This is a genomic window from Cohnella rhizosphaerae, assembly GCF_029525575.1.
Lineage (GTDB): Bacteria > Bacillota > Bacilli > Paenibacillales > Paenibacillaceae > Cohnella > Cohnella rhizosphaerae.
Map to the genome: position 1 here is coordinate 2011487 of NZ_JAPDIA010000003.1, position 18909 is coordinate 2030395.

Sequence of the window (18909 nt, forward strand, 5' to 3'; positions counted from 1 at the left end):
ATATCGCTCAATAAAAAAGGAGACAACGATGAAATCTATGACGAACCAATCGAAAAAATGGGGAATTCTTTCAAGCTTGCTGGCCGTCACGCTGCTGATGCCGTCCGGATGGGGAGGCGGCAAAGCGTATGCCAGACCGACGCCGCAGGCTCCGGCTTACACCGGTTCTCTCACGTGGGTGAATTATACGGATCCCGCGTATCAATTGTATCCGCCTCAGCTTCCTACGAATCCAGGGGATATCTACATTCCGTTGTTTATGGACATCGACAATGCCGATCATTTTTATATCTCCAAAGTACGGTCTCCGTTATCCCTCGGCAGCGGCAGCTCTCTTCATTCCGGAAAAATCGAGAAGCTGTCGGATAACGGCCAAACGTCAAGCGATATTACGTACGATTCCGGCGTGACGACGCCGATCGGCATCGCGGTGAATGACGCCGGGGATGTATACGTTGCCGACAATACTTGGTCGATGGGTACTTCTAATAACACGACCCCCAATACAGCCAGACTGTTGAAGTTGACTCACGATACCACCGCTTGGCAGTCGATCACGCCGCCGGGATTGAAGTATGCCATGGGCGTCGACGTAGACAAGCAAGGCAACGTATATGTGATCGACGGCAAATCCGACACCCAATCGACCGTTACGCCGCGCATTTGGAAATGGAGTCAAGCCCAATCGACGTGGACGGATATCGCGACGAGCGCTGTCACATATCCGATCGATATCGCAGTCGACAGCGCGGGAGACGTCTTTATCACCAATATGAAAATGAACCAGAGCAGCGGCACGACGAGTCCGTATCAGGTTCTCAAGCTGGCAGCGGGCGATACGAATTGGACGGATATTACGCCTGCGTCTTCGTCTTCCCCGAGCGCTGCGATTCCGTTTATGGCTTACGGAATCGGTATCGATAGGTACGATAACGTATGGGCAGCGAATATGGCAGGGCTCCAGGGCGTATCCAAAGTCATGAAGCTCGAAAGCGGCGGCGGCTCCGGGGGATTGGACGGAGATCGGCATCCTTTCGAATGCATCTAACCTCTATCAAATTTTTGACGTCGCGGGCGACAGCGCCGGCTATGTTTACGGAACCAACTATTTAGCGGGCAATATCTCTACGCTGAGGGCGGCTCTCGTCTATGACGGCAACGGCGGCACAGGCATGTCCCTGGCGGCGACGCCCGAAGGTTACCTGCCGAACGAAACCGCGATCGTGGCCGATCAAGGCGACCTGGCCAAACCGGGATATGTGTTCAAAGGCTGGAGCTCGCAGGGCGGTACCACTGTCGAATATGCGCCCGGCGATACGATCGTGATGACCGAAACCAAAAGGCTTAGCGCGGTATGGGGGCTTCCTGCCGCCATAACGGGCATTCAACTGGATAGCGCCGCCTACTCGCTAAGTATCGGCGGAACGCACCAATCGGCAGCGACTGCGCTCTATGACGATAACAGCACGAAGGCGCTGAGCTCCGGCGTGACCTACAGCTCCAGCAACTCGGAAGTCGCCACGGTTGACGCTTCGGGCCTGGTGACGGCGGTGGCAGCCGGCGAAGCGACGATCACCGCCCAATACGGCAATTATCAGGCTCAAGCGACCGTGACGGTCAGCGATACGCCGCTCCCTCCTGCCATAACGGGCATTACGCTTGATAGCTCCGATTATTCGCTGGATGTCGGAAGCACGCACCAATCGGTAGCGACCGCGGTCTATGCCGATGACAGCACGTTCGTGCTGAGCGCCGGCGTTGCCTACAGCTCCAGCCATACGGAAGTCGCTACGGTTGACGCTGCGGGAATGGTGACGGCGGTCGCTGCCGGTCAGACGGTCATTACCGCCGTTTACGGCGATTACCGGGCCGAAGCGAACGTAACGGTCAACAATGCGCCGACGCCGCTGCCCTCTCCGTCGACGACACCGGCGAACCCGGATGTCGAAATCTGGGTAGACGGCGTGAAGCAGGATCAGCTGGCGACTTCTCAGCAGCAGACGATAGGCGGCCGTACCGTCACGACGGTTAAGCTGGACAACCAGAAGGTGCTGGACAAGCTGTCGCGGGAAAACAACAAGCTGTTGACCATTCCGGTCGGCGGTAGCAGCGACGACGTCATCGGCGAGCTGAACGGAAGCGTGGTCAAAGCGCTGGAGGCCAACGCTGCGCAGCTTCAAATTCAAACCGGCAAAGGCACGTATACGATCCCGGCATCCCTGATCGATATCGGCGGCCTGTCCGCGCAGCTTGGTGCAGGCACGAACCTTCAGGATATCGCGATCCGCATTCAAATTTCCGCATCGTCCGCCGATAAGACGGCTCAAGTGCGGGAGGCTGCGAAGACCGGGCAACTTCAAACGATCGGAAATCCGGTAGACTTCGAGATTGCCGCTGTCTACGGTCCGCAGACCGTTCCCGTGAACAAGTTTAACGGATACGTCGAACGAAAAATCGCGATTCCGGACGATGTATCGCCAAGCGGCATCACGACGGGCGTCGTGCTGACGGACGACGGAGCGCTGCATCACGAGCCGACGGTCGTCGTACAAGAGAACGGCAAATATTACGCGAAAATCAGCAGCTTGACCAACAGCACTTATTCCGTCATCTACAATCCTCGCGTAATGACAGACGTGAGCGCGCATTGGGCGAGCGCCGAAGTGAACGACATGACTTCCCGTCTCATCGTCGAAGGCGTAAGCGACAAGGAATTTATGCCTAACGCGGCGATTACGAGAGCGGAGTTTGCGGCGATCGTGACGCGGGGGCTTGGGATTCAACCGAAGGACTATACTGGCGGTTTTTCGGATGTTGCTTCAAGCAACTGGTACGCGGGAGCCGTTCAAGCGGCGGCCGATTATAACCTGATCGACGGTTACGCAGACGGGTCGTACCGTCCGAACCGGAACATTACGCGGCAAGAGGCGGTGGCCGTGCTGATTCGCGCCGGCGCGATCGCCAAGCTGAGCGCCGATCTGACCGAGGATGAAGCGAATCGCTCGCTGCTTGCCTTCGCGGATGGCGGCGACGTGCCAAGCTGGGCCCGTACCTCCTTCGCTAGCGCCGTGCAGCTGAACCTCTTGAAGGGCAGGAACGGCGAGCTTGATCCGGAAGCCAATCTGACGCGCGCGGAAGCCGCCGTAGTCGTACGCCGACTACTCCAAGCCGCCGGACTGATCGATTAATCGCAAAAGCAAGCCTTCCCGACTTCAAAGGACAGATGCTCGAATAGGCATCTGTCCTTTGCCGTTCAGGCGGTCCCGCAGAATTGCCTGGCGCACCTGGCAATATCCGTCTATAATATTGATAACGATTCTCAATGGATGTGCATACGATGACAACAAAGTTCCGCCTGCAGGAGCAGCTTCTCCTCTGGGATGCGGCAGTGATTCGCGTGATCGACGTCAGACATCGCGTGATGGCGAGTGGCGAGAGGCTTCGGGATTATCGGCTGCCCGCGAGCGCTTTTATGTATGCCGTGCGGGGCGGCGCACGAATGAAGCTGGACGGTGTCGAGCATGAGGCGCGGCGTTTTTATGTGATGCACGGCGGCAAGGGCGCATGCATGGATATCGAGCTGACGGGCGATAGCTTGGAATTTTATTTTATTTTTTATAAAGGGACGATGCCGGAGACGGCGCGGCGCGAACTGCTGCGTTTGTTTGAGCGGCATGATCCCTTCAGGCTGAACTACGGTTTTGCGCCGTCGCATCCCGCTCTTTTGCTGAATCGGGCCGAGTCTATGCTGGAAGCGGTAAGAGGCAGGGGGGACGCTCGATCGGCTTCATGTAAAATCGATGTTCTATCAATTCGTGAACGAACTGCTGCGTCAGATGGAAGAAGATCGGATCGAAGCGATCCGTCCGAAGCTGGCCGAGCAGGTCGCCCGCTATATCGAGGCGCATTATGCCGAGACCATTACGCGCGAATCGTTGGCGAACCTGTTCCACTATAGCGTCCCTTATATGTCCAAGCAGTTCCGGCGGGAAACGGGCGAAAGCGTCATCGATTACTTGATTCAGGCGAGGGTACGCAAAGCGGGCGAGTTGCTGGCCAACACCGAGCTGTCGATTCAGGAGATCGCGGCAAGCGTGGGCTACAGCGACGTTTCCTACTTCAACCGGATATTCAAGAAGACGACAGGGATGACCCCGAATCAATGCCGCAGCGGTTCGCATGGTGCGCCGGCAGGCTCCGATCGTCCTGTCGCGAAGCGCGGATCGTCCATTGCTGCTTCCGGCCTTCGCTTTTATACTTGTTATGAGAATGAAAATCATAATCAGCTTAGCAGAAGGAGAAGTGTTTCGGTGGTTCGTAATCGATCGGCCAGAGGCGTGTCCGTACTGCTCTGCCTCATCATGCTGTTAGCGGCTTGTTCGAATGCGTCCCCAGGGGGAGCGGGCGGAAGCGGCAGTCAGGCGAGCGGCACGGCAAGCAGTAATGTCACCGCGCAAGGAAGCGCGGCAGCGACGTCAAGTCAGCAAGCAGAAGCGCCCGCGAGCGCATCGTCGGAAACGATCGCGTATCACGCCATTAACGGCGATGTGCAAATTCCGAAAAATCCGAAGCGGATCGTCGTCGTGGCCGGTGCCTATGTCGGATACTTGTTGACGCTCGGTATCAAGCCGATCGCGGTCGGGGAAGAGGCGTTCCATAATTACAATGAGGGCAAGCTGGACGGCGTAGAAAATCTCGGCAGCGACGTTCCGTATGAGAAAATCGTGGAGCTGCAGCCGGATTTGATCCTGATCTGGAATACGGCCGATGTGGTAGAGCGGCTGTCGCAAATTGCGCCGACGGTCGCCCTGGAGTACGGCGTGCCGGTGCGGGAGCAACTGCGTGAATTCGGCAAAATGACCGGCCGCGAGGCGCAGGCGGAGGCGTGGATCGATTCGTGGGACAAGAAGATCGCTGCGTACAAGCCTGCTGTGGAAGCTGAGGTCGGCGATCAGACGGTTGCGATCTTCGACTCGAGCAGCGCCAAGGAATTCTACGCCTATGGCAGCTTCGGCAGAGGCGGGGACATCGTTTACGGGGGAATTCGGACTGAAGGCGCCGCCGATTATACAGAAGGAAGCGATCGACAGCGGCACGGGCTGGGCCAAGCTTACGCTGGAGCTGCTTCCCGAATACGCCGGCGACTATATCTTCATCAGCGGCTGGACGGGAAGCGAAGATCCGGAGCCCGTCTTCCAGGGCACGATCTGGGACAAACTGCCCGCCGTGAAAAACGGCCGCGTGTACCGCAACGACACCCGGGGCTTCATCTACAGCGATCCGGTCTCGCTCGAAGCGGAGCTTGAGTTTGTCGTCGACAGCTTGACGAAGCGTTAACAAAGAACAGAGGAGCGTCCTTGACGGGACGTTCTTTTTTATTTAATCCAATGAGAACCTCGGAAACGCAAAATCGCCGTACGTATCCTTCTCCAGCTGCCCGACGTCCATGCCAAGCGCCTCGAGTCCGAGCAGGATGCCGCCGATGACGGGATCGAACTTCGGCGGGATCAGGGCGATGTCCGGATAGCGCGCCTTCACGCGCCGGCCGAACGACCGGAAGAGCAGCGGACTGGATTTCCAGACCCCGCCCGACACCGTTAAAGGCAGAGCCTGCGCGTTCGTTTTATCGATCAAGTGCACCATCTGATCGGCCAGCTGTCCGGCCGCGTCTTCCAGGATCCGGGCGGCGACCTCGTCGCCCGATGCGGCGCACTGGCCGACGAGCGGACAGAGCGCCGCGACGAGCTTGCGCTGCGCGTTCAGCTTCGTCGCATAGAGCATGATCATGGCGTCCAGCAGGCGGGGAACGTTCCATAGACGCAAGATTTGCTCCAAGAGCATCGTGGACGGTCCGCGTCCGTCCGCCATGAGCGAGCAAGCCGCCAGCGCCTGCTGGCCGATGTACGTCCCAGAGCCTTCGTCGCCGATCATGGCGCCCCAACCGCCGACGGCCGAAAAGCCTTCTTGATTGCGCACGCCGGCAAACGACCCGGTGCCCGCCAGCGCGAGACTCCCGTACCTCTCCTGGATGGCGCCGAACAGGGAGAGCGTAAATTCGTCCAAGATATGGACGGCCGTATTCCCGCCGACGATCGTGTCCAGCGCTCCTTCGACGATCTCGACCTGGAGGACGGGCATCGCGGTATAGATCGCCGAGAGGTCCGAGGCCGCGATGCCCGCTGAATCCAGCGCTTCAGCAACCCCCGAGCGGATGGCAGACCGGATCTCAAAGACGGTATCGAACTGGGAGTTGGTCGAGCCCGCGATCGCCCGGCCTACGAGCCTTCCCCGTTCATCGGCGATCAGGCAGCATAGTTTGGTGCCGCCCCCGTCCAGCGATGCGATGTATCTCATCGGCCATCCATCCTCCGCCTAAGTCAGGTTAGCGACCCGAATCTCGATGCCTTTCTGCTGAAGAACGCTGTCGAACGGCGCTTTGGGCGCTTGATCCGTGACGACGTGCCGAACCTTATCGAAGCCGCAGATGCTGAAGACGACGTTCTCATTGTTGAATTTGCTATGGTCAGCGAGGACGATGACTTTGTCGGCGGACGCCATCATTTTGCTGCGGATGGCCGCTTCCTGCACGCTCGTATCCCGCAGCCCTTCCGGCAACAGACCCTTCGGCGCGATAAAGGCTTTGCTCACCCGCAGCTTGGCGATCATCTCTTCGGCGAAGGGGCCGACGAAAGACTGCGTGTACGGACTCAGGGTACCGGCGATGCCGATCATCGTACCGCTGCGGTACTCCTTCAGCTTGTCGAAGATCGGGATTGAATTGGTAATAACCGTCACGTCGCTCATCCCGACGATCGCGTCGGCCAGCAGAATGGTCGTCGAACTGGAATCCAGGAAGACGCTGTCGCCTTCTTCGATCAAAGCGGCCGCCTCGCGCGCGATCGCCGCTTTAATACCGCTGAGCAATTGAGAGGTTGTGGAAAGCGGCTGCACGTCTTCGCTGATAATGGACGCGCCTCCGTAATTTTTCGTAATCTTGCCCTGCTGCTCCAGCAGCTTGAGGTCGGACCGGATGGTGACGTCGGACACCTGGAAAATCCCGCTTAGCTCGGCGACCGAGATGAATTGGCGATCCCGGGCCAGCTTGTAGATCTCTTCACGTCGTTGCGAAGCGAACATCGTCGATCTCTCCTTGCATGATGCGTGATACGGACGGATTTATGGTGATTTTATATCAAAACCTTTCGCTTAACAACGATAAAAGAAAAAATATATAAATTGACATGGGAAAAACAGATAAATATAATAAAATCGAAAATAAATGAAAGAAAACGAAGGGTTTTAGATATACCGGAGTGCTATTCGATTTCAGGGAGGCGTATGGCGATCCTTGTACAACCGTTCGATCTCAAGCAAGTTTACTTTCAGAAGATTAACGCGTTGATTCGACAGGTGGAGGAAACGCAAAGCGAGGCCATCGAGCAAGCCTCGGCCCTCGTCGCCGATGCGATCGCGCACGGCAAGGGCGTTCACGTGTTCGACACCGGCCACATGCTGGACAGCGAATTGATCGATAGAGCGGGAGGGCTGTACAGCTTCAAGCGGCTCGCCTTGAAGTTCGAATTGAACAACGACGTCCGCAAGCGTCCCCAGGACGGAGAGAAGGACCGCAGCCTCGAAGGCCTCATGAAGTATGCGCTGAAGTCGAGCAACGTCCATCCCGGCGATGTCCTTATTATAGGAAGCGTGTCCGGGAAAACCGTATTTCCCGTCGACCTCGCGATCGAAGCCGGGCAGCTGGGCGTCACGGTCATCGCGCTGACGAGCCTGACGTACTCGCGGCTGCTGGAGAGCGACCACTCCAGCGGCAAGAGGCTGTTCGAGCTGGCCGATCTCGCGATCGACAACTGCGCGCCGGCGCTGGATGCGATGATCGAGGCGCCGGGCATGGATGCGCCGATCTGCCCCGCTTCGGGCATCGCATCGTCCGTCATCATGTGGGCGATCGAAGCCAGGACGGTTCAACTTCTGCTGGAGCGCGGGATTCAGCCCACCGTGCTCAAGTCGATCAACAACCCCGGCAGCGACAAGTTCAACGACGCGCAGATGCGGCGTTACCAAGAGACGGGACATTAAGATGGACCCGATCGCGGCATATTGCCAGAGCGTGACCGATGCGGTGCGGCGCATTCAAAACGAGCAGCGCGATGCGATGGACGCCGTCGCGGCGCTGCTGGCGGACAAGGTGGCGGAAGGGCGATCGATTTACATCACGGGCTGCAGCCATTCCAGCATCTTCGCCCAGGAGGTGTATTACCGGGCCGGCGGGTTCCTGCTCATGAATCCGATTCTGCTGCCGGGCATGACGCTCGACGTTCGTCCAGTGACGCTGACGAGCCGGTACGAACGGATATCGGGGGATTGCCGAAGCGGTGTTGTCCGGCTCGCCGATCGAAGCGGGGGGACGTGCTGATCGTCGCGTCGGTATCGGGACGCAACGACGTTCCCGTGGAGATGGCCTTGTGGGCGCGGGACCAAGGCATTACCGTCGTCGCGCTGACCTCGGTGGCATACTCCGAGGCCGTAACCAGCCGGCACGCCAGCGGACGCCGCCTGTTCGAGATCGCGGATATGATCCTGGATTTGATGTGTCCGGAAGGAGACGCGGTACTGGATATCGCGGGACTGCCGGTCAAGACGGGCGCCATCTCTACGGTGACCGGCATTACGATCATGCACGCGGTCGTCTCGGAAACGCTGCGGCTGCTGGTCGCGCGCGGCATGACGCCGCCGGTGTTCATGTCCGGCAACCGGGACGGCGGGGACGCCTACAACCAGGCGTTGCTTGCCCGGTACCGGACGCAGATCCACTATATGTAGGCAGGGGGGAACGGGACATGAGCAAGACTTCTTTTGTCGGCGAACGATCTTTTCCGATCGGGATGTGGGTGCCGCCTCCGGCGTCCGAGATTTCTATCGAGCGATACAAGGAGATTCGCGACGGCGGATTTACTTTTGTCATCGGATTCAGGGAGATCGAGGATGGCGAGGAGACGGTCTTCAAGGCGCTCGATTGCGCCGAGGCGAACGGTCTCAAGTATCTGGTCAGCGATCCCCGCGTGAAAAACCTGGCCTTGTCCGAGTTGTCGGAAATGGGTCCGCTGGTCGCCCCTTACGCAGCGCATCCCGCTTATATGGGGCATTTGTTCTTCGACGAACCGGGGGCCGAGGAATTCGAACGGCTGGCCGCGCTCGCCGACAGCTATTACGCGCATGTGCCAGGCGGCCTGGCTTACGTCAATTTGCTGCCGACCTACGCGAAGCCTCCGATGTGGGGGGACCGATACTTACGCGGACTATCTGGAGCAATTTCTTCTTGCGTTTAAGCCGAAGGTGCTGTCGTACGACCATTATCCTTTGCTCATGAACAAGAACAAGCCGGACTATTTTGCGAACCTGTGGCAGATCAGCGAAGCTTGCCGCAGGCACGGCGTGTCGTTCTGGCTGTTCATTCAGACGCTGTCGTTCAACGGCAAGTACAGGGAGCCGAATGAAGCGGAGCTACGTTGGCAGGTCAATTTGAGCCTGGCTTTCGGTGCGGTGGGGATCCAGTACTTTACCTACTGGTCGCCGGAGGATTGGAACAACGAGACCTTCGGGGAAGCGCTCATCCGCAAGGACGGCTCCAGAACCGAGCAGTACGACAGGGTCAAGCGGATCAACGGCGAGCTGGCTGTCGTCGGTCCGGTGCTGCAGTCCTTGCAGCCGGAGGGCATTCTCGTAAGCGGGGACATACCGGAAGGCGTCGAACGCGTTTTGCCGTCCTACGGTCCGGCGACCGCCCTGCACGGAGACCCGGTCGTCGCGGGCTGCTTCTCCGCGGACGGAGCGCCCGACGCGCTGTTCGTGGTCAACCGCAGTCACGACGAGCCGGCCGAAGCCGTCATCGTCTACGAGCGGGCGCCTGCGCTGACGATCCGGCTGGAACCGGGCGCGGGCAAGCTGGTTCGGCTGCCGGGAACCGACGGCGATTAGGACGATCGCCTCCGCGCCGAGAATCAAATGGAAAAGCAAGCAGGATGAAGAGACGCCGGGATTCCCGCGCGTCTCTTTGCGATTGCTGTCAGAAGAAAATAAAGTATTAGACTAAGAAAATAAAGTTGTAGACTGAGAAAATAAAGTATTAGACTGGAGAATGACGCCCGTTGGTTAAGCTACCGTCGCCCTTCCTCCGTGATTCGGTTGTCAGGGCGATGGCGGTCTGCAAGGCCGACAATGACGACAAAAGGGAGACCCAATCGATGAGCGACCCTTACGAGCTTGTGGAGAAGATTGTGAAAGCAGGCGGTACCGTCGGCGTGGATTGCGATTATACGGATTTGAAGACCGCACTCGACGACATAACGGACAATTCCTTCCGAAAGCGTTATGTGCTACGGATTTTGAACGGCGTGTACGATGTATCGAACGACGGCAATCTCTGCTTAGGCTTAAAAAATTACGTAGAGCTTGTTGGCCAATCCCGTGGCGGGACGCGAATCGTCAAGCGGGACGACGTCTACAGCGACGGTAAAAACGTGTTTGACACCCTTTACTATCGCCAAAGGATTGAATATACGGGGTTACGGAATATGACGATCGTTAGCTATAACGCGAAGGCTCCCATTCACATCGACGACGATTTCCTTCTGGGTACGATCGAACTGATCGACTGCACCTTGATCAATGAGAACACGCCCGACATGGGGAATTACCGGAACTGTCTCGCATGCGGGCTGCGGAAAGGACAGCGGGTCGTTGCCAGAGGCGTACATTCCAACGGCATGCTCTGGTTGCGCAACGACTTCGAAGCCTACGCAGGAGAAGGCTGCCGGATCGAGCTTTACAATTGCATCAGTCCCTTCATTGTCATCGGCGATCTGATTACCTACGGCCAAGATACCGTAGTCGTCGAGGGCTGTCGGGCGGAGTTTCTCCGCTATCTCTATTTAAAAGGGATCGCTCCGAAGCGACTGCGGCCGTACGTACAATCCAGCTTCTCCTTCGAAATGCGGGGCAATTCGATCGATTTTGTTGAAGCCGTCACGACTTTGGACTTGGGGTTCACGTCGCTCCCCACTGCATTCAACGAGCTGTGCGAGGGAAAATGGTCCATAAGCGATCCGTCGATCCATCGTTTCGCGTGCAATACAGGTACGATGGATATTGGCCGAGGAAGTCTGGTATCCATGGACGGGCATGACGTGAAGCCTTGGACTTACGGCGATCCGCTGTGCGGTACGGCGCTTGACGACATACCGGCCGGTGAATACGGGATCGTGCAGGATCGCGGAATCGTCATGATCCCCACGGCTCCGCTTGCCGAACTTGCCGTGAACGATTCGGTCGAGCTGGATGATGCGGGCCGGGCGGTCAAGCACGATAGGGGCGAGAAGATCGGGGGAAGCCCGTGGCCTGTACAACCAGGGGGGACAATCTGATGAAGGTCAAGCTTGTAAACGACGGCGATCGGAAACGATAGGCAGTCTAAGACTAACGATTTTCCAGCTCGAAAACCCGCGTCAAATAAACAACTGTAGTCTATTACTTTTTTTCTTTGGACAATTGCAGTACGGTGCAGTGCGGCGCGGCGCGGCGATCAAACGCCTTTTCTTCCCTTCGCCGATCGGGCCGCCCGCTTTGCGGACGGCAGCGGATATACCCTCGCCTTTTCCACATAGGTAACCCCGGTGTATTTTTTCAGCTCCAATTTTAAGCTGGGCGAATCGCTGTTCGGATTTTTAACTAACCAATGGTAGATCCACACTTCGTTTGGGGGGCGCGTTTCCGTTTTTGATCGGACAGAGCAACCTGCCGTTTTTCACTTCCCGGCCCGCAGGGAATGCGGGAGATTTCGGCACTTTGAATTTGACGGCTACGCAGGATCCGGCCGGGATCGCCGGAGAGGCGACCGGACCGTTGCAGCGTCCGTTCTGATCGCTTTTCATAAAAGGCGTCTTGCGAATTTCAATAGGCGTGGCCGTGATCAGTTGGCGAAAAAGATGCCCTGTTTTCCTGTTGATGTTGTAATGCAGGATCGTAACCGGCCCGCTGTAAGTTTTCGGATCCAGACTGCTGGGGGTAACGAGAACGCCGTCGTGAACGGTAGCCGGCGCTCCCATCGTCGTGAAGTAGAGAATGCCGACGCAATCCCCGGCCTTGATGACAGCCACATGCACCACTCCTCATTTCGTCAATATTTCATGATATGAGGATGTTTCGCTTTTTGCCTTAGGCAGACGCCGTCGCGACGCCTATCTCCGATTCATACGATGGGCACAGACAAACGGAAGGGAATGTGATCCTGTTGCGTGTGAAATCCGGGTCGGCGGCGAATGCGGCATCGTTGTTCGAAACCTCTGCGCGGCGTCTTCGAAGCCAGGTGCGCAAGCTGAAAAATCCGAATGATTATACGTTCGTTTTTATGGGCGACGGCTGGGCGGGAGACGGTCAAGCGAGCAATACCATCTTTGGACTGGCGCTGTCGGCCGTCCGTGCCTTGAAAAGAAAGCCGCTATTCATATTGCATAGCGGGGATTCGGTATTTACGGGGACGGCCAAGGAATTTAAAACGGGAGGGATCTACACCGACAAACTTCCGGTCAAAAGCCTTCTTCAACTCATTCGGGATCCGAACAAGGGCGTGCCGGACATTCCGTTTTTCATTACGCCGGGCAACCATGACCGGACCGGCATCAACGGACCGCTTCGAAATTTCCGCACCTTTATCGCACCTACGCGATTTAGTCTGAACCTGCCTCGCATCCGAACGAAGATTATCGGTCTCAACAATATCCGGCAATTGGGTCTGGATCAAAATAAAGAGCCGATCTACGGCTTTCCGCCGACGGAATTAAACTTCCTGAAGAGGAAGCTGAAAACGGCGGCGAAAAACACGCTTGTGCTGATGCACGTTCCGCCAAGGATCGGAAAGTGGGCCAACCCGAACTATTTTCAGGACCCCGAGTCGACCTTCGGCAATCAGAAGGGGCAATTGACTCGGTTTCTGAATACGATCCGCGGCAAGGTCGGCCATGTGCTGCTCGGCCATGTACACGCTTTTGATTCGTTGACCTATCAGGGAACCCGCTACGTCATATCCGGCGGAGCGGGCGCGCCGCTCGTTAAAAAAGGGATTTCTGAAAGGAACAAGAACGCCGATCTTCCACATCGTCGAATTCACCGTACGCAACGGCAAAGTCGTCAAGCGTCGCGTCATTCCGATCGGGTATACGGCTTGACCTGCGGACGAGGCCGTCACGTCGGAATGCCGAACGACGGCTCTGTTCGAATATAATAATTCGCTCTGACCTCCGCCGCCCAATTCGCAAGAACCTCTCTCCATTGGACGCTGCTGAAAAACTGTTCGATCGACTGATTGTCGGAGTCCCACTCGACAAAAATGTTAAGCGGCGAGACGCCTCCCTGCCATATGCCGTTGCTGGTATCGGTCCCCTTTTCCCGAACGAGCAGGATGGGGAGGCCGAATTGAAACGCCATCGAAGGTTCGATCTGCAAAAAAAACGGAGCCTTCCCAGAAGGGCGTCGCAACAGGCGGCTGCCCTGCGTTGGTTTTCAGGATCTGAACGAAAAATCTTCGGAAATCGATCGCCAGCAGCCCGTAGCTGGATATGACCAAACGTCGAATGTTGGTGAGCACCGTTTCGGGATATTGTTCGCTCTCGGGCAACGTTCGCGGGAACAGCAGCGCGTCCTCGATCTCTGCGATAAGACGATTCAAAAATCGCTCCTGCTGGCTGTTCAGCGTGCTCGTCATGCTTAAAAAAAATCGGAATCCGAAAGGCGCGGTCGATGCATTTTTCCATTGCGTCCGATGCATGGCTCTCGTTGTTCGCATGGATTGGCGTCGATGCGGGCGGTTTAACTTGACCGACGACTTTGGGATAGCGTTCGGCAACGCTTAAATGGGGGAGCTTTTTTTAAAGGGATTCGTCGATACCCTTTCGTATTTTGGCTTTTCATTGCATAACCCCCCTCCGTGCAAATTGAAGACGACCTCAATATATGTGCGTTCGCCTATATTTGTTAACGTTCGGTCGGCCCCGCCAGAAGCTGGAGGGGCTTTTTTTAAATATCGAAAGTATAAATTGACAGGTAACGCCCTTCAGCGCCTCTTGGCTCGGTATAAGCCGACGTCCCGACAGGTAACGCTGTAAAGCGCCTCTTCTGCCCGGATAAGGCGGCAAGGTAAGCGTGCGATGAAAATGAGAACTGTGGGAGTAACCGGAGGCAAGCCGAGCGAAGATACCGGACTCAGATGACGCTATTTCGTACAAAACGGAGCAATTGCGATCATTTCGGACTGGAGAGTCGTTATTCACCCAGATCCAGGCTAAAAAAAGTTTCCAACCCCGCAATAGTTATCATGAACGAAACCGACATCCTGTTTGCTTATCTCGGAGGTTACATTTGGGAAAAATGGCGTTTACAGAAACACCCATTTACCAAATACAGAGCTCAAAGCAAAAGGAGTCGGTTTAGTATGAGTATGGCCATCAAGTACGTAGGTTTAGACGTATCCAAATCCAAAATCGCGGTTGCCTTCGCGGATGAGGGACGAGGAGAAGCACGGTACTTTGGCGTCATCGAGCATAGCAAGGAAGCGGTATTGAAACTCCTGCAAAGGCTGCGTCGTCCGGGTGAGAAAGAGGAGGTGACTTTAAGGGTCTGTTACGAGGCAGGTCCCACCGGCTATGTGCTCTATCGTTGGCTATTGACGGCAGGCATCGCTTGCAGCGTGGTCGCGCCCTCGCTCATTCCCAAGCGTGCCGGCGACCGGGTCAAAACAGACAAACGGGATGCCATTCGACTCGCACAGCTGTATCGCGCAGGAGAACTGACGCCGGTATACGTGCCCACGCCAGCAGACGAAAGCTTGCGGGATCTCGTTCGCGCACGCGAGGATGCGGTCGAGGATTTGAATCGTTTTAAGCAACGACTGGGCAAGTTTCTGCTTCGCCACCAGCTTCAGGACGCCAAAGGCGCCAAACCCGGAACTTTCGCGTACGAGGAATGGCTGGATACGCTGCGTTTTCCCGAGGACAGCTGCAAACAAATGACCTTTCAGGAGTACCGCCAATCGATTTGGGAAACGAAGGAGCGAATCAAACGATACGAAAAGCAAATTGAAGAACAAGCCGCTTTAAGCGAGCAGGCGCCGGTCGTTCAAGCGCTGCAAGCCTTGCGAGGCGTAGCAGCCGTCACAGCCGTTACGCTTTCATCCGAGATGATGAGCAGCGACCGCTTTCACTCCGCCTCTTCGTTTATGAGTTACTGCGGACTGGTCAGCAGCGAATACTCCTCGGGAGGCAGCCGCTGGCAAGGCCGTATTACGAAAGCCGGGAATGCGCATCTGCGTCGGGTACTGGTGGAAGCCGCGAAAAGTTACCGACACGCGCCCGCGATTCGCAGAAGAATGCGCGACCGTATCGAGGGGCTGCCACCGGAGGTTCAGTCGATTGCCTGGAGCGCGCAGCATCGATTACACAAGAAGTATTGGAGTCTGGCGCGAAGAGGAAAGCACAAGGGTTGCATCGCGGTCGCGATTGCCAGAGAACTGGCGGGGTTTGTATGGGCGATTGCTAAGGAGATCGAGAAGCTTCGTTTGCAAGCAGCGGTGTAAACAACGGGTCCGAACAAAGGAGGCGATTGAGGGGAAGCGATTCTTTTTTTACCTCAGAGGCAAAATCAGGCAAGGTGGAGAGAAAACCGCGTGAGCCGCTTGAGCAAGCGAATGCTTATGCTCGTCAATAGTTAGCGGGTAAGCTCTCTCCAGACGTATGAATAACATGTGTGAATCCACGAATATCAGATTGCCGACCAGCGAATTGCTTTTGCCTCTGAGCTAAAGAAGAATTGGCCCCTTCCGTCCCCTAAAGGGGAAACGCAGGGAGCGACGCCCCCTGCACCCCGTTACTCGCCGTAGGGGCACCTCCGGGCATTTCCATGCCGGAGATCCAGAAAAGTATGGGAAATGATGCGACCGCCTGTAAAGAAAATCGCTTGACAGGCTTCTATTCGCTATTGTCAAAAACACGGGTGCAAACAGAGACGCTTGACAGTTTCGTTCATATCAGAGGCTCCTGGGTCCGCGAGCGGGCCGAAAAGCGCGATCGGAACAAAAATAAGGGCTCCTGAGTCCGTCCGCTGCGCGCCATTGCGCAAACAAAGGCCGCAAGTGTATTTATTGATATTATTTTATATTGACATAATACAAATTTAAAAGATATATTTTGTAATAGAACAATATGAAATAAATCGAATTTATTCTTTCGGAGGTGTGTAATGAGAAAGAAGATGTTGAGTATTTTGGCAGCGCTAACAATGGCGGGCGCTATGCCTGCGTATGCGGCAGCAGACCCCGTAAATGTCCAACCGCCCGTTCGTACGACATTCCAGACGGCGGCGGCAGGGGCCGATGAAAGCGCCCATGTCTTGGCGGATTCCGTCATGGTTTACGTCGTCGACCCTGCCTCGATCGAATCGCGGGTGTCGGCATGGGCGAATCGGGGCTATCAAGTGGACGTGATGATGGCTTTAAACCGGGACATGAATTATTACAAGCGGGGACTGTACGACGGCGCAGAACACGAGGATGAAATCCAGAAGGATAAGAGCGGCAACCCGATCACCCACTCGACGAGCGTCGACGTCCCTTATATGGTGCCGACCGAAAATTGGAACGATTTCATCTATTCGATGGCCAAGGCCAGCGTCGACGCGGGGGCAAGGCGCATCGTTTTCGAAGAGCCTGACGTCTTTATCAAATCCGGATACTCCGATGCGTTTAAACGAGAGTGGCTGGCTTATTACGGGGAAAATTGGGTCGATCCCGCCTCCTCCAAGGAAGCGGAGTTCAAATCGCAAAAGCTGAAAGTGTATTTGTGCTACCGCGCGCTCAAAGACGTCTCCGAGCGAATCAAAGCGTACGATCCGGACGTCAAAGTGTTGGTCGCCTCGCATACGGCGATCAGCTACCTGATGTACGGGATCACCACCTCCAACTACGATTATTACAACATCCCGACGATCGACGGCTATATCGCGCAGGTATGGAGCGATACCGCGCTGGTGCCGGTACCCGCCAACGGAACGAGCGAACGGCGGGTTTTTGAATCCGCTTACATCGATTATTCTTCTTTTGCCCACTTAAAATTGGACGGCGACGGCAAGCAGCTGTACGCTTTGGCCGATCCGAAGGCCGATACGCCGGGATATAGCTGGACGGAGTACGAGCAGTTTTATAAAACGACGATCGCCGCGCAGCTGATGCAGCCGCAATTCAAGCAGTTTGAAGTCGTCCCGTGGTCGGAGCGGGGATTCGCGCAAGCGCCCGGTACATACAAGACGATTCAGACCAATGTATACCGGGCGCTGCAGGATATGTACGACAAGTCCGCAACGATCGAGGCCGGCACGCAGGGGATCGGCATTTTGTATTCGGATACGATCTCGCAGATGTCGACCGCAGGCGCGGTCACGTCCTTCTACGGCCCGATGGTTCCCTTGGTCGCCAAAGGCATTCCGCTGCAGGTGATTCCGGCGGAAACGTTAACGAAGCCGAATGTCTTGGCGAATACGAAGGTGCTGTTCGTCAGCTATGACCAATGGAAAGCGATAGACGGCAATGCCGGCGCGGGAGAGGGGACGGGCTCCAAAGTAAACGACGCCTTGCGCGACTGGGTGAAGGCAGGCGGCGTGCTGGTATACGCCGGAGGCTCGGGCAGCACGGACCAACTGAACGAATGGTGGGCGGAAAACAACCTGTCTTCGCCAAAGCAAGATCTGTGGAACAAGCTGGGGCTAAACGTATCGAACGAGCAAACCTCGGCAGGCACGAACGACGTCGAGCTCCAAGCTTCGGGCGGGACCGGCGTATTCGGCGGACGCTCCTCGATCGCGGTTCCCAAGCGTTTTGCGGTGACTTCTGCCGAGCCGGGTGCCGGCGCGACTTCGCTGTACGCGGCGAGCGGACGGTCCGTTGCCTATGAGCAAGCGGTCGAGCAGGGCAAGGTCATCGTCGTGGGCGTAGCGCCCGACTACTTCGCTTCGCGCCCGGCGGCTTCCCAGCTTATCCGCGATATTGCGAAATACGCGGTAGAGCAGGCGGGGGGGGACTTACGCCGAAGCGAATCTGCTCAAGTCCGTCCGCGGGCCGTACACGACGATTCAAGTGATGGACCAGCCGGAGCAATTGCAGCTGCAAGGGTCCTACATCGATCTGTTCGACGACCGGCTGCAGGTCGTGACAGGGATGACGGAGATGCAGCCCCGCACGACTGCGATGCTGTATGACATCAATGACAGAGATACGTCCAAGCCCGAGGTGTTGTTCGCAAGCGGCAACCTGACGGACGTTGTGGAAGACGCTGTCGACACCGCCTATACACTGGCCGGTACGCCGAATTCACGCGCAAGCGCCAGACTGGGCGCGCCTGCGGGACTGTACCCGGAGACGGTGACGGCAACGAATGCCGCGAACGAACCCGTCACCGTATCGACGGAATGGGAGAACGGCTCCAGGACGCTGCTGATCCGGCACGATCACCTGAAGCAGGGCGTGAAGATCCACGTGCGGTGGTCGACGACGCCGGTTCCCGATTCGGCGCCGGCCGACTTGGCGGAAAAGCGCGTGGAGACGAACCAAAAGGATCGGGACGCCGACTACAAGGTCCGTTATAACGGCGGACAGCATCCCGATTTTCGATATACGGATCTCGATCAGGAGCTCGTTTACAAATTCGATACCCGTCAATACCCGCAAGCGAGCTTGCTGCTGGAGATCGCCAACAACTACGTCATCAGTGTCTCCGGCGACGATTCATCCTGGACCGAGCTTTTTCGGGCAGATCTCGATGCGAACGGAGAGCCGGTCGTCGGGGGGCGCTAACA

General features: G+C 56.7%; 18 protein-coding genes and 1 pseudogene. 14 read left to right on the forward strand and 5 right to left on the reverse strand.

Annotation, left to right across the window (positions count from 1 at the left end):
- The first annotated feature begins 37 nt into the window (after window positions 1–37).
- Window positions 38–1048 carry an NHL repeat-containing protein gene (locus OMP40_RS14600; RefSeq protein ID WP_277532276.1) on the forward strand — a complete coding sequence of 337 codons (1011 nt, stop codon included), beginning with the start codon at window positions 38–40 and terminating at the stop codon, window positions 1046–1048.
- Between the two features lie 124 nt (window positions 1049–1172).
- A complete protein-coding gene (locus OMP40_RS14605) occupies window positions 1173–3188 on the forward strand; it encodes an S-layer homology domain-containing protein (protein ID WP_420871934.1) in 2016 nt (671 codons plus the stop codon).
- Window positions 3189–3319: 131 nt separating this feature from the next.
- Here the strand turns inward: OMP40_RS14605 and OMP40_RS14610 are convergent, their stop codons facing one another.
- A complete protein-coding gene (locus OMP40_RS14610) occupies window positions 3320–3676 on the reverse strand; it encodes a hypothetical protein (protein ID WP_277532277.1) in 357 nt (118 codons plus the stop codon).
- 160 nt (window positions 3677–3836) lie between these two features.
- Here OMP40_RS14610 and OMP40_RS14615 point away from each other — a divergent pair.
- Window positions 3837–4973, forward strand: a pseudogene (locus OMP40_RS14615) (AraC family transcriptional regulator); the annotation flags it as partial.
- Between the two features lie 28 nt (window positions 4974–5001).
- Window positions 5002–5337: an ABC transporter substrate-binding protein gene (locus tag OMP40_RS41745; protein ID WP_420871935.1), complete on the forward strand. Its 336-nt coding sequence runs from the start codon at window positions 5002–5004 to the stop codon at window positions 5335–5337.
- 42 nt (window positions 5338–5379) lie between these two features.
- Here the strand turns inward: OMP40_RS41745 and OMP40_RS14620 are convergent, their stop codons facing one another.
- Both OMP40_RS14620 and OMP40_RS14625 read right to left on the reverse strand, forming a co-directional pair.
- Complete coding sequence (locus OMP40_RS14620; protein ID WP_277532280.1) at window positions 5380–6354, reverse strand: N-acetylglucosamine kinase; 975 nt, start codon at window positions 6352–6354, stop codon at window positions 5380–5382.
- 18 nt (window positions 6355–6372) lie between these two features.
- Window positions 6373–7137 carry a DeoR/GlpR family DNA-binding transcription regulator gene (locus OMP40_RS14625; RefSeq protein ID WP_277532281.1) on the reverse strand — a complete coding sequence of 255 codons (765 nt, stop codon included), beginning with the start codon at window positions 7135–7137 and terminating at the stop codon, window positions 6373–6375.
- A 201-nt stretch (window positions 7138–7338) separates the two neighbouring features.
- Here OMP40_RS14625 and OMP40_RS14630 point away from each other — a divergent pair, with 201 nt between their 5' ends.
- From OMP40_RS14630 to OMP40_RS14655, 6 genes are all read left to right on the forward strand, one after another.
- Window positions 7339–8094, forward strand: a complete 756-nt coding sequence (locus OMP40_RS14630; protein WP_277532282.1) for a sugar isomerase domain-containing protein — start codon at window positions 7339–7341, stop codon at window positions 8092–8094.
- A 1-nt stretch (window position 8095) separates the two neighbouring features.
- The gene (locus OMP40_RS14635) at window positions 8096–8431 is read left to right on the forward strand and encodes an SIS domain-containing protein (protein WP_277532283.1); all 336 of its coding nucleotides are present in this window, start codon (window positions 8096–8098) and stop codon (window positions 8429–8431) included.
- Window positions 8425–8838, forward strand: coding sequence for a sugar isomerase domain-containing protein (locus OMP40_RS14640; protein WP_277532284.1), 414 nt, complete (start codon window positions 8425–8427; stop codon window positions 8836–8838). Before OMP40_RS14635 ends, OMP40_RS14640 begins: the two co-directional genes overlap by 7 nt.
- A 17-nt stretch (window positions 8839–8855) precedes the next feature.
- A complete protein-coding gene (locus OMP40_RS14645) occupies window positions 8856–9344 on the forward strand; it encodes a hypothetical protein (protein ID WP_277532285.1) in 489 nt (162 codons plus the stop codon).
- A 37-nt stretch (window positions 9345–9381) separates the two neighbouring features.
- Window positions 9382–9993: a hypothetical protein gene (locus OMP40_RS14650; protein WP_277532286.1), complete on the forward strand. Its 612-nt coding sequence runs from the start codon at window positions 9382–9384 to the stop codon at window positions 9991–9993.
- A 266-nt stretch (window positions 9994–10259) separates the two neighbouring features.
- Window positions 10260–11438, forward strand: coding sequence for a DUF2190 family protein (locus OMP40_RS14655; RefSeq protein WP_277532288.1), 1179 nt, complete (start codon window positions 10260–10262; stop codon window positions 11436–11438).
- A 300-nt stretch (window positions 11439–11738) separates the two neighbouring features.
- Here the strand turns inward: OMP40_RS14655 and OMP40_RS14660 are convergent, their stop codons facing one another.
- Window positions 11739–12170 carry a hypothetical protein gene (locus OMP40_RS14660; protein ID WP_277532289.1) on the reverse strand — a complete coding sequence of 144 codons (432 nt, stop codon included), beginning with the start codon at window positions 12168–12170 and terminating at the stop codon, window positions 11739–11741.
- Between the two features lie 173 nt (window positions 12171–12343).
- Here OMP40_RS14660 and OMP40_RS14665 point away from each other — a divergent pair, with 173 nt between their 5' ends.
- Window positions 12344–13294, forward strand: a complete 951-nt coding sequence (locus OMP40_RS14665) for a metallophosphoesterase family protein (protein ID WP_277532291.1) — start codon at window positions 12344–12346, stop codon at window positions 13292–13294.
- On the opposite strand, the gene OMP40_RS14670 is transcribed toward OMP40_RS14665, so the two are convergent.
- On the reverse strand, window positions 13255–13515 hold the full coding sequence (locus OMP40_RS14670; protein ID WP_277532294.1) for a hypothetical protein: 261 nt from the start codon (window positions 13513–13515) through the stop codon (window positions 13255–13257). The two genes, OMP40_RS14665 and OMP40_RS14670, sit on opposite strands and share 40 nt — an antisense overlap.
- 760 nt (window positions 13516–14275) lie before the next feature.
- On the opposite strand from OMP40_RS14670, the gene OMP40_RS14675 reads away from it, so the two are divergent.
- The 3 genes from OMP40_RS14675 (at window position 14276) to OMP40_RS14685 (ending at window position 18907) form a co-directional block, all read left to right on the forward strand.
- On the forward strand, window positions 14276–15640 hold the full coding sequence (locus tag OMP40_RS14675; protein ID WP_277532296.1) for an IS110 family RNA-guided transposase: 1365 nt from the start codon (window positions 14276–14278) through the stop codon (window positions 15638–15640).
- Window positions 15641–16467: 827 nt separating this feature from the next.
- Window positions 16468–18312, forward strand: a complete 1845-nt coding sequence (locus OMP40_RS14680) for a hypothetical protein (protein ID WP_277532298.1) — start codon at window positions 16468–16470, stop codon at window positions 18310–18312.
- Complete coding sequence (locus OMP40_RS14685; protein WP_277532301.1) at window positions 18212–18907, forward strand: hypothetical protein; 696 nt, start codon at window positions 18212–18214, stop codon at window positions 18905–18907. Before OMP40_RS14680 ends, OMP40_RS14685 begins: the two co-directional genes overlap by 101 nt.
- Window positions 18908–18909 lie beyond the last annotated feature (2 nt).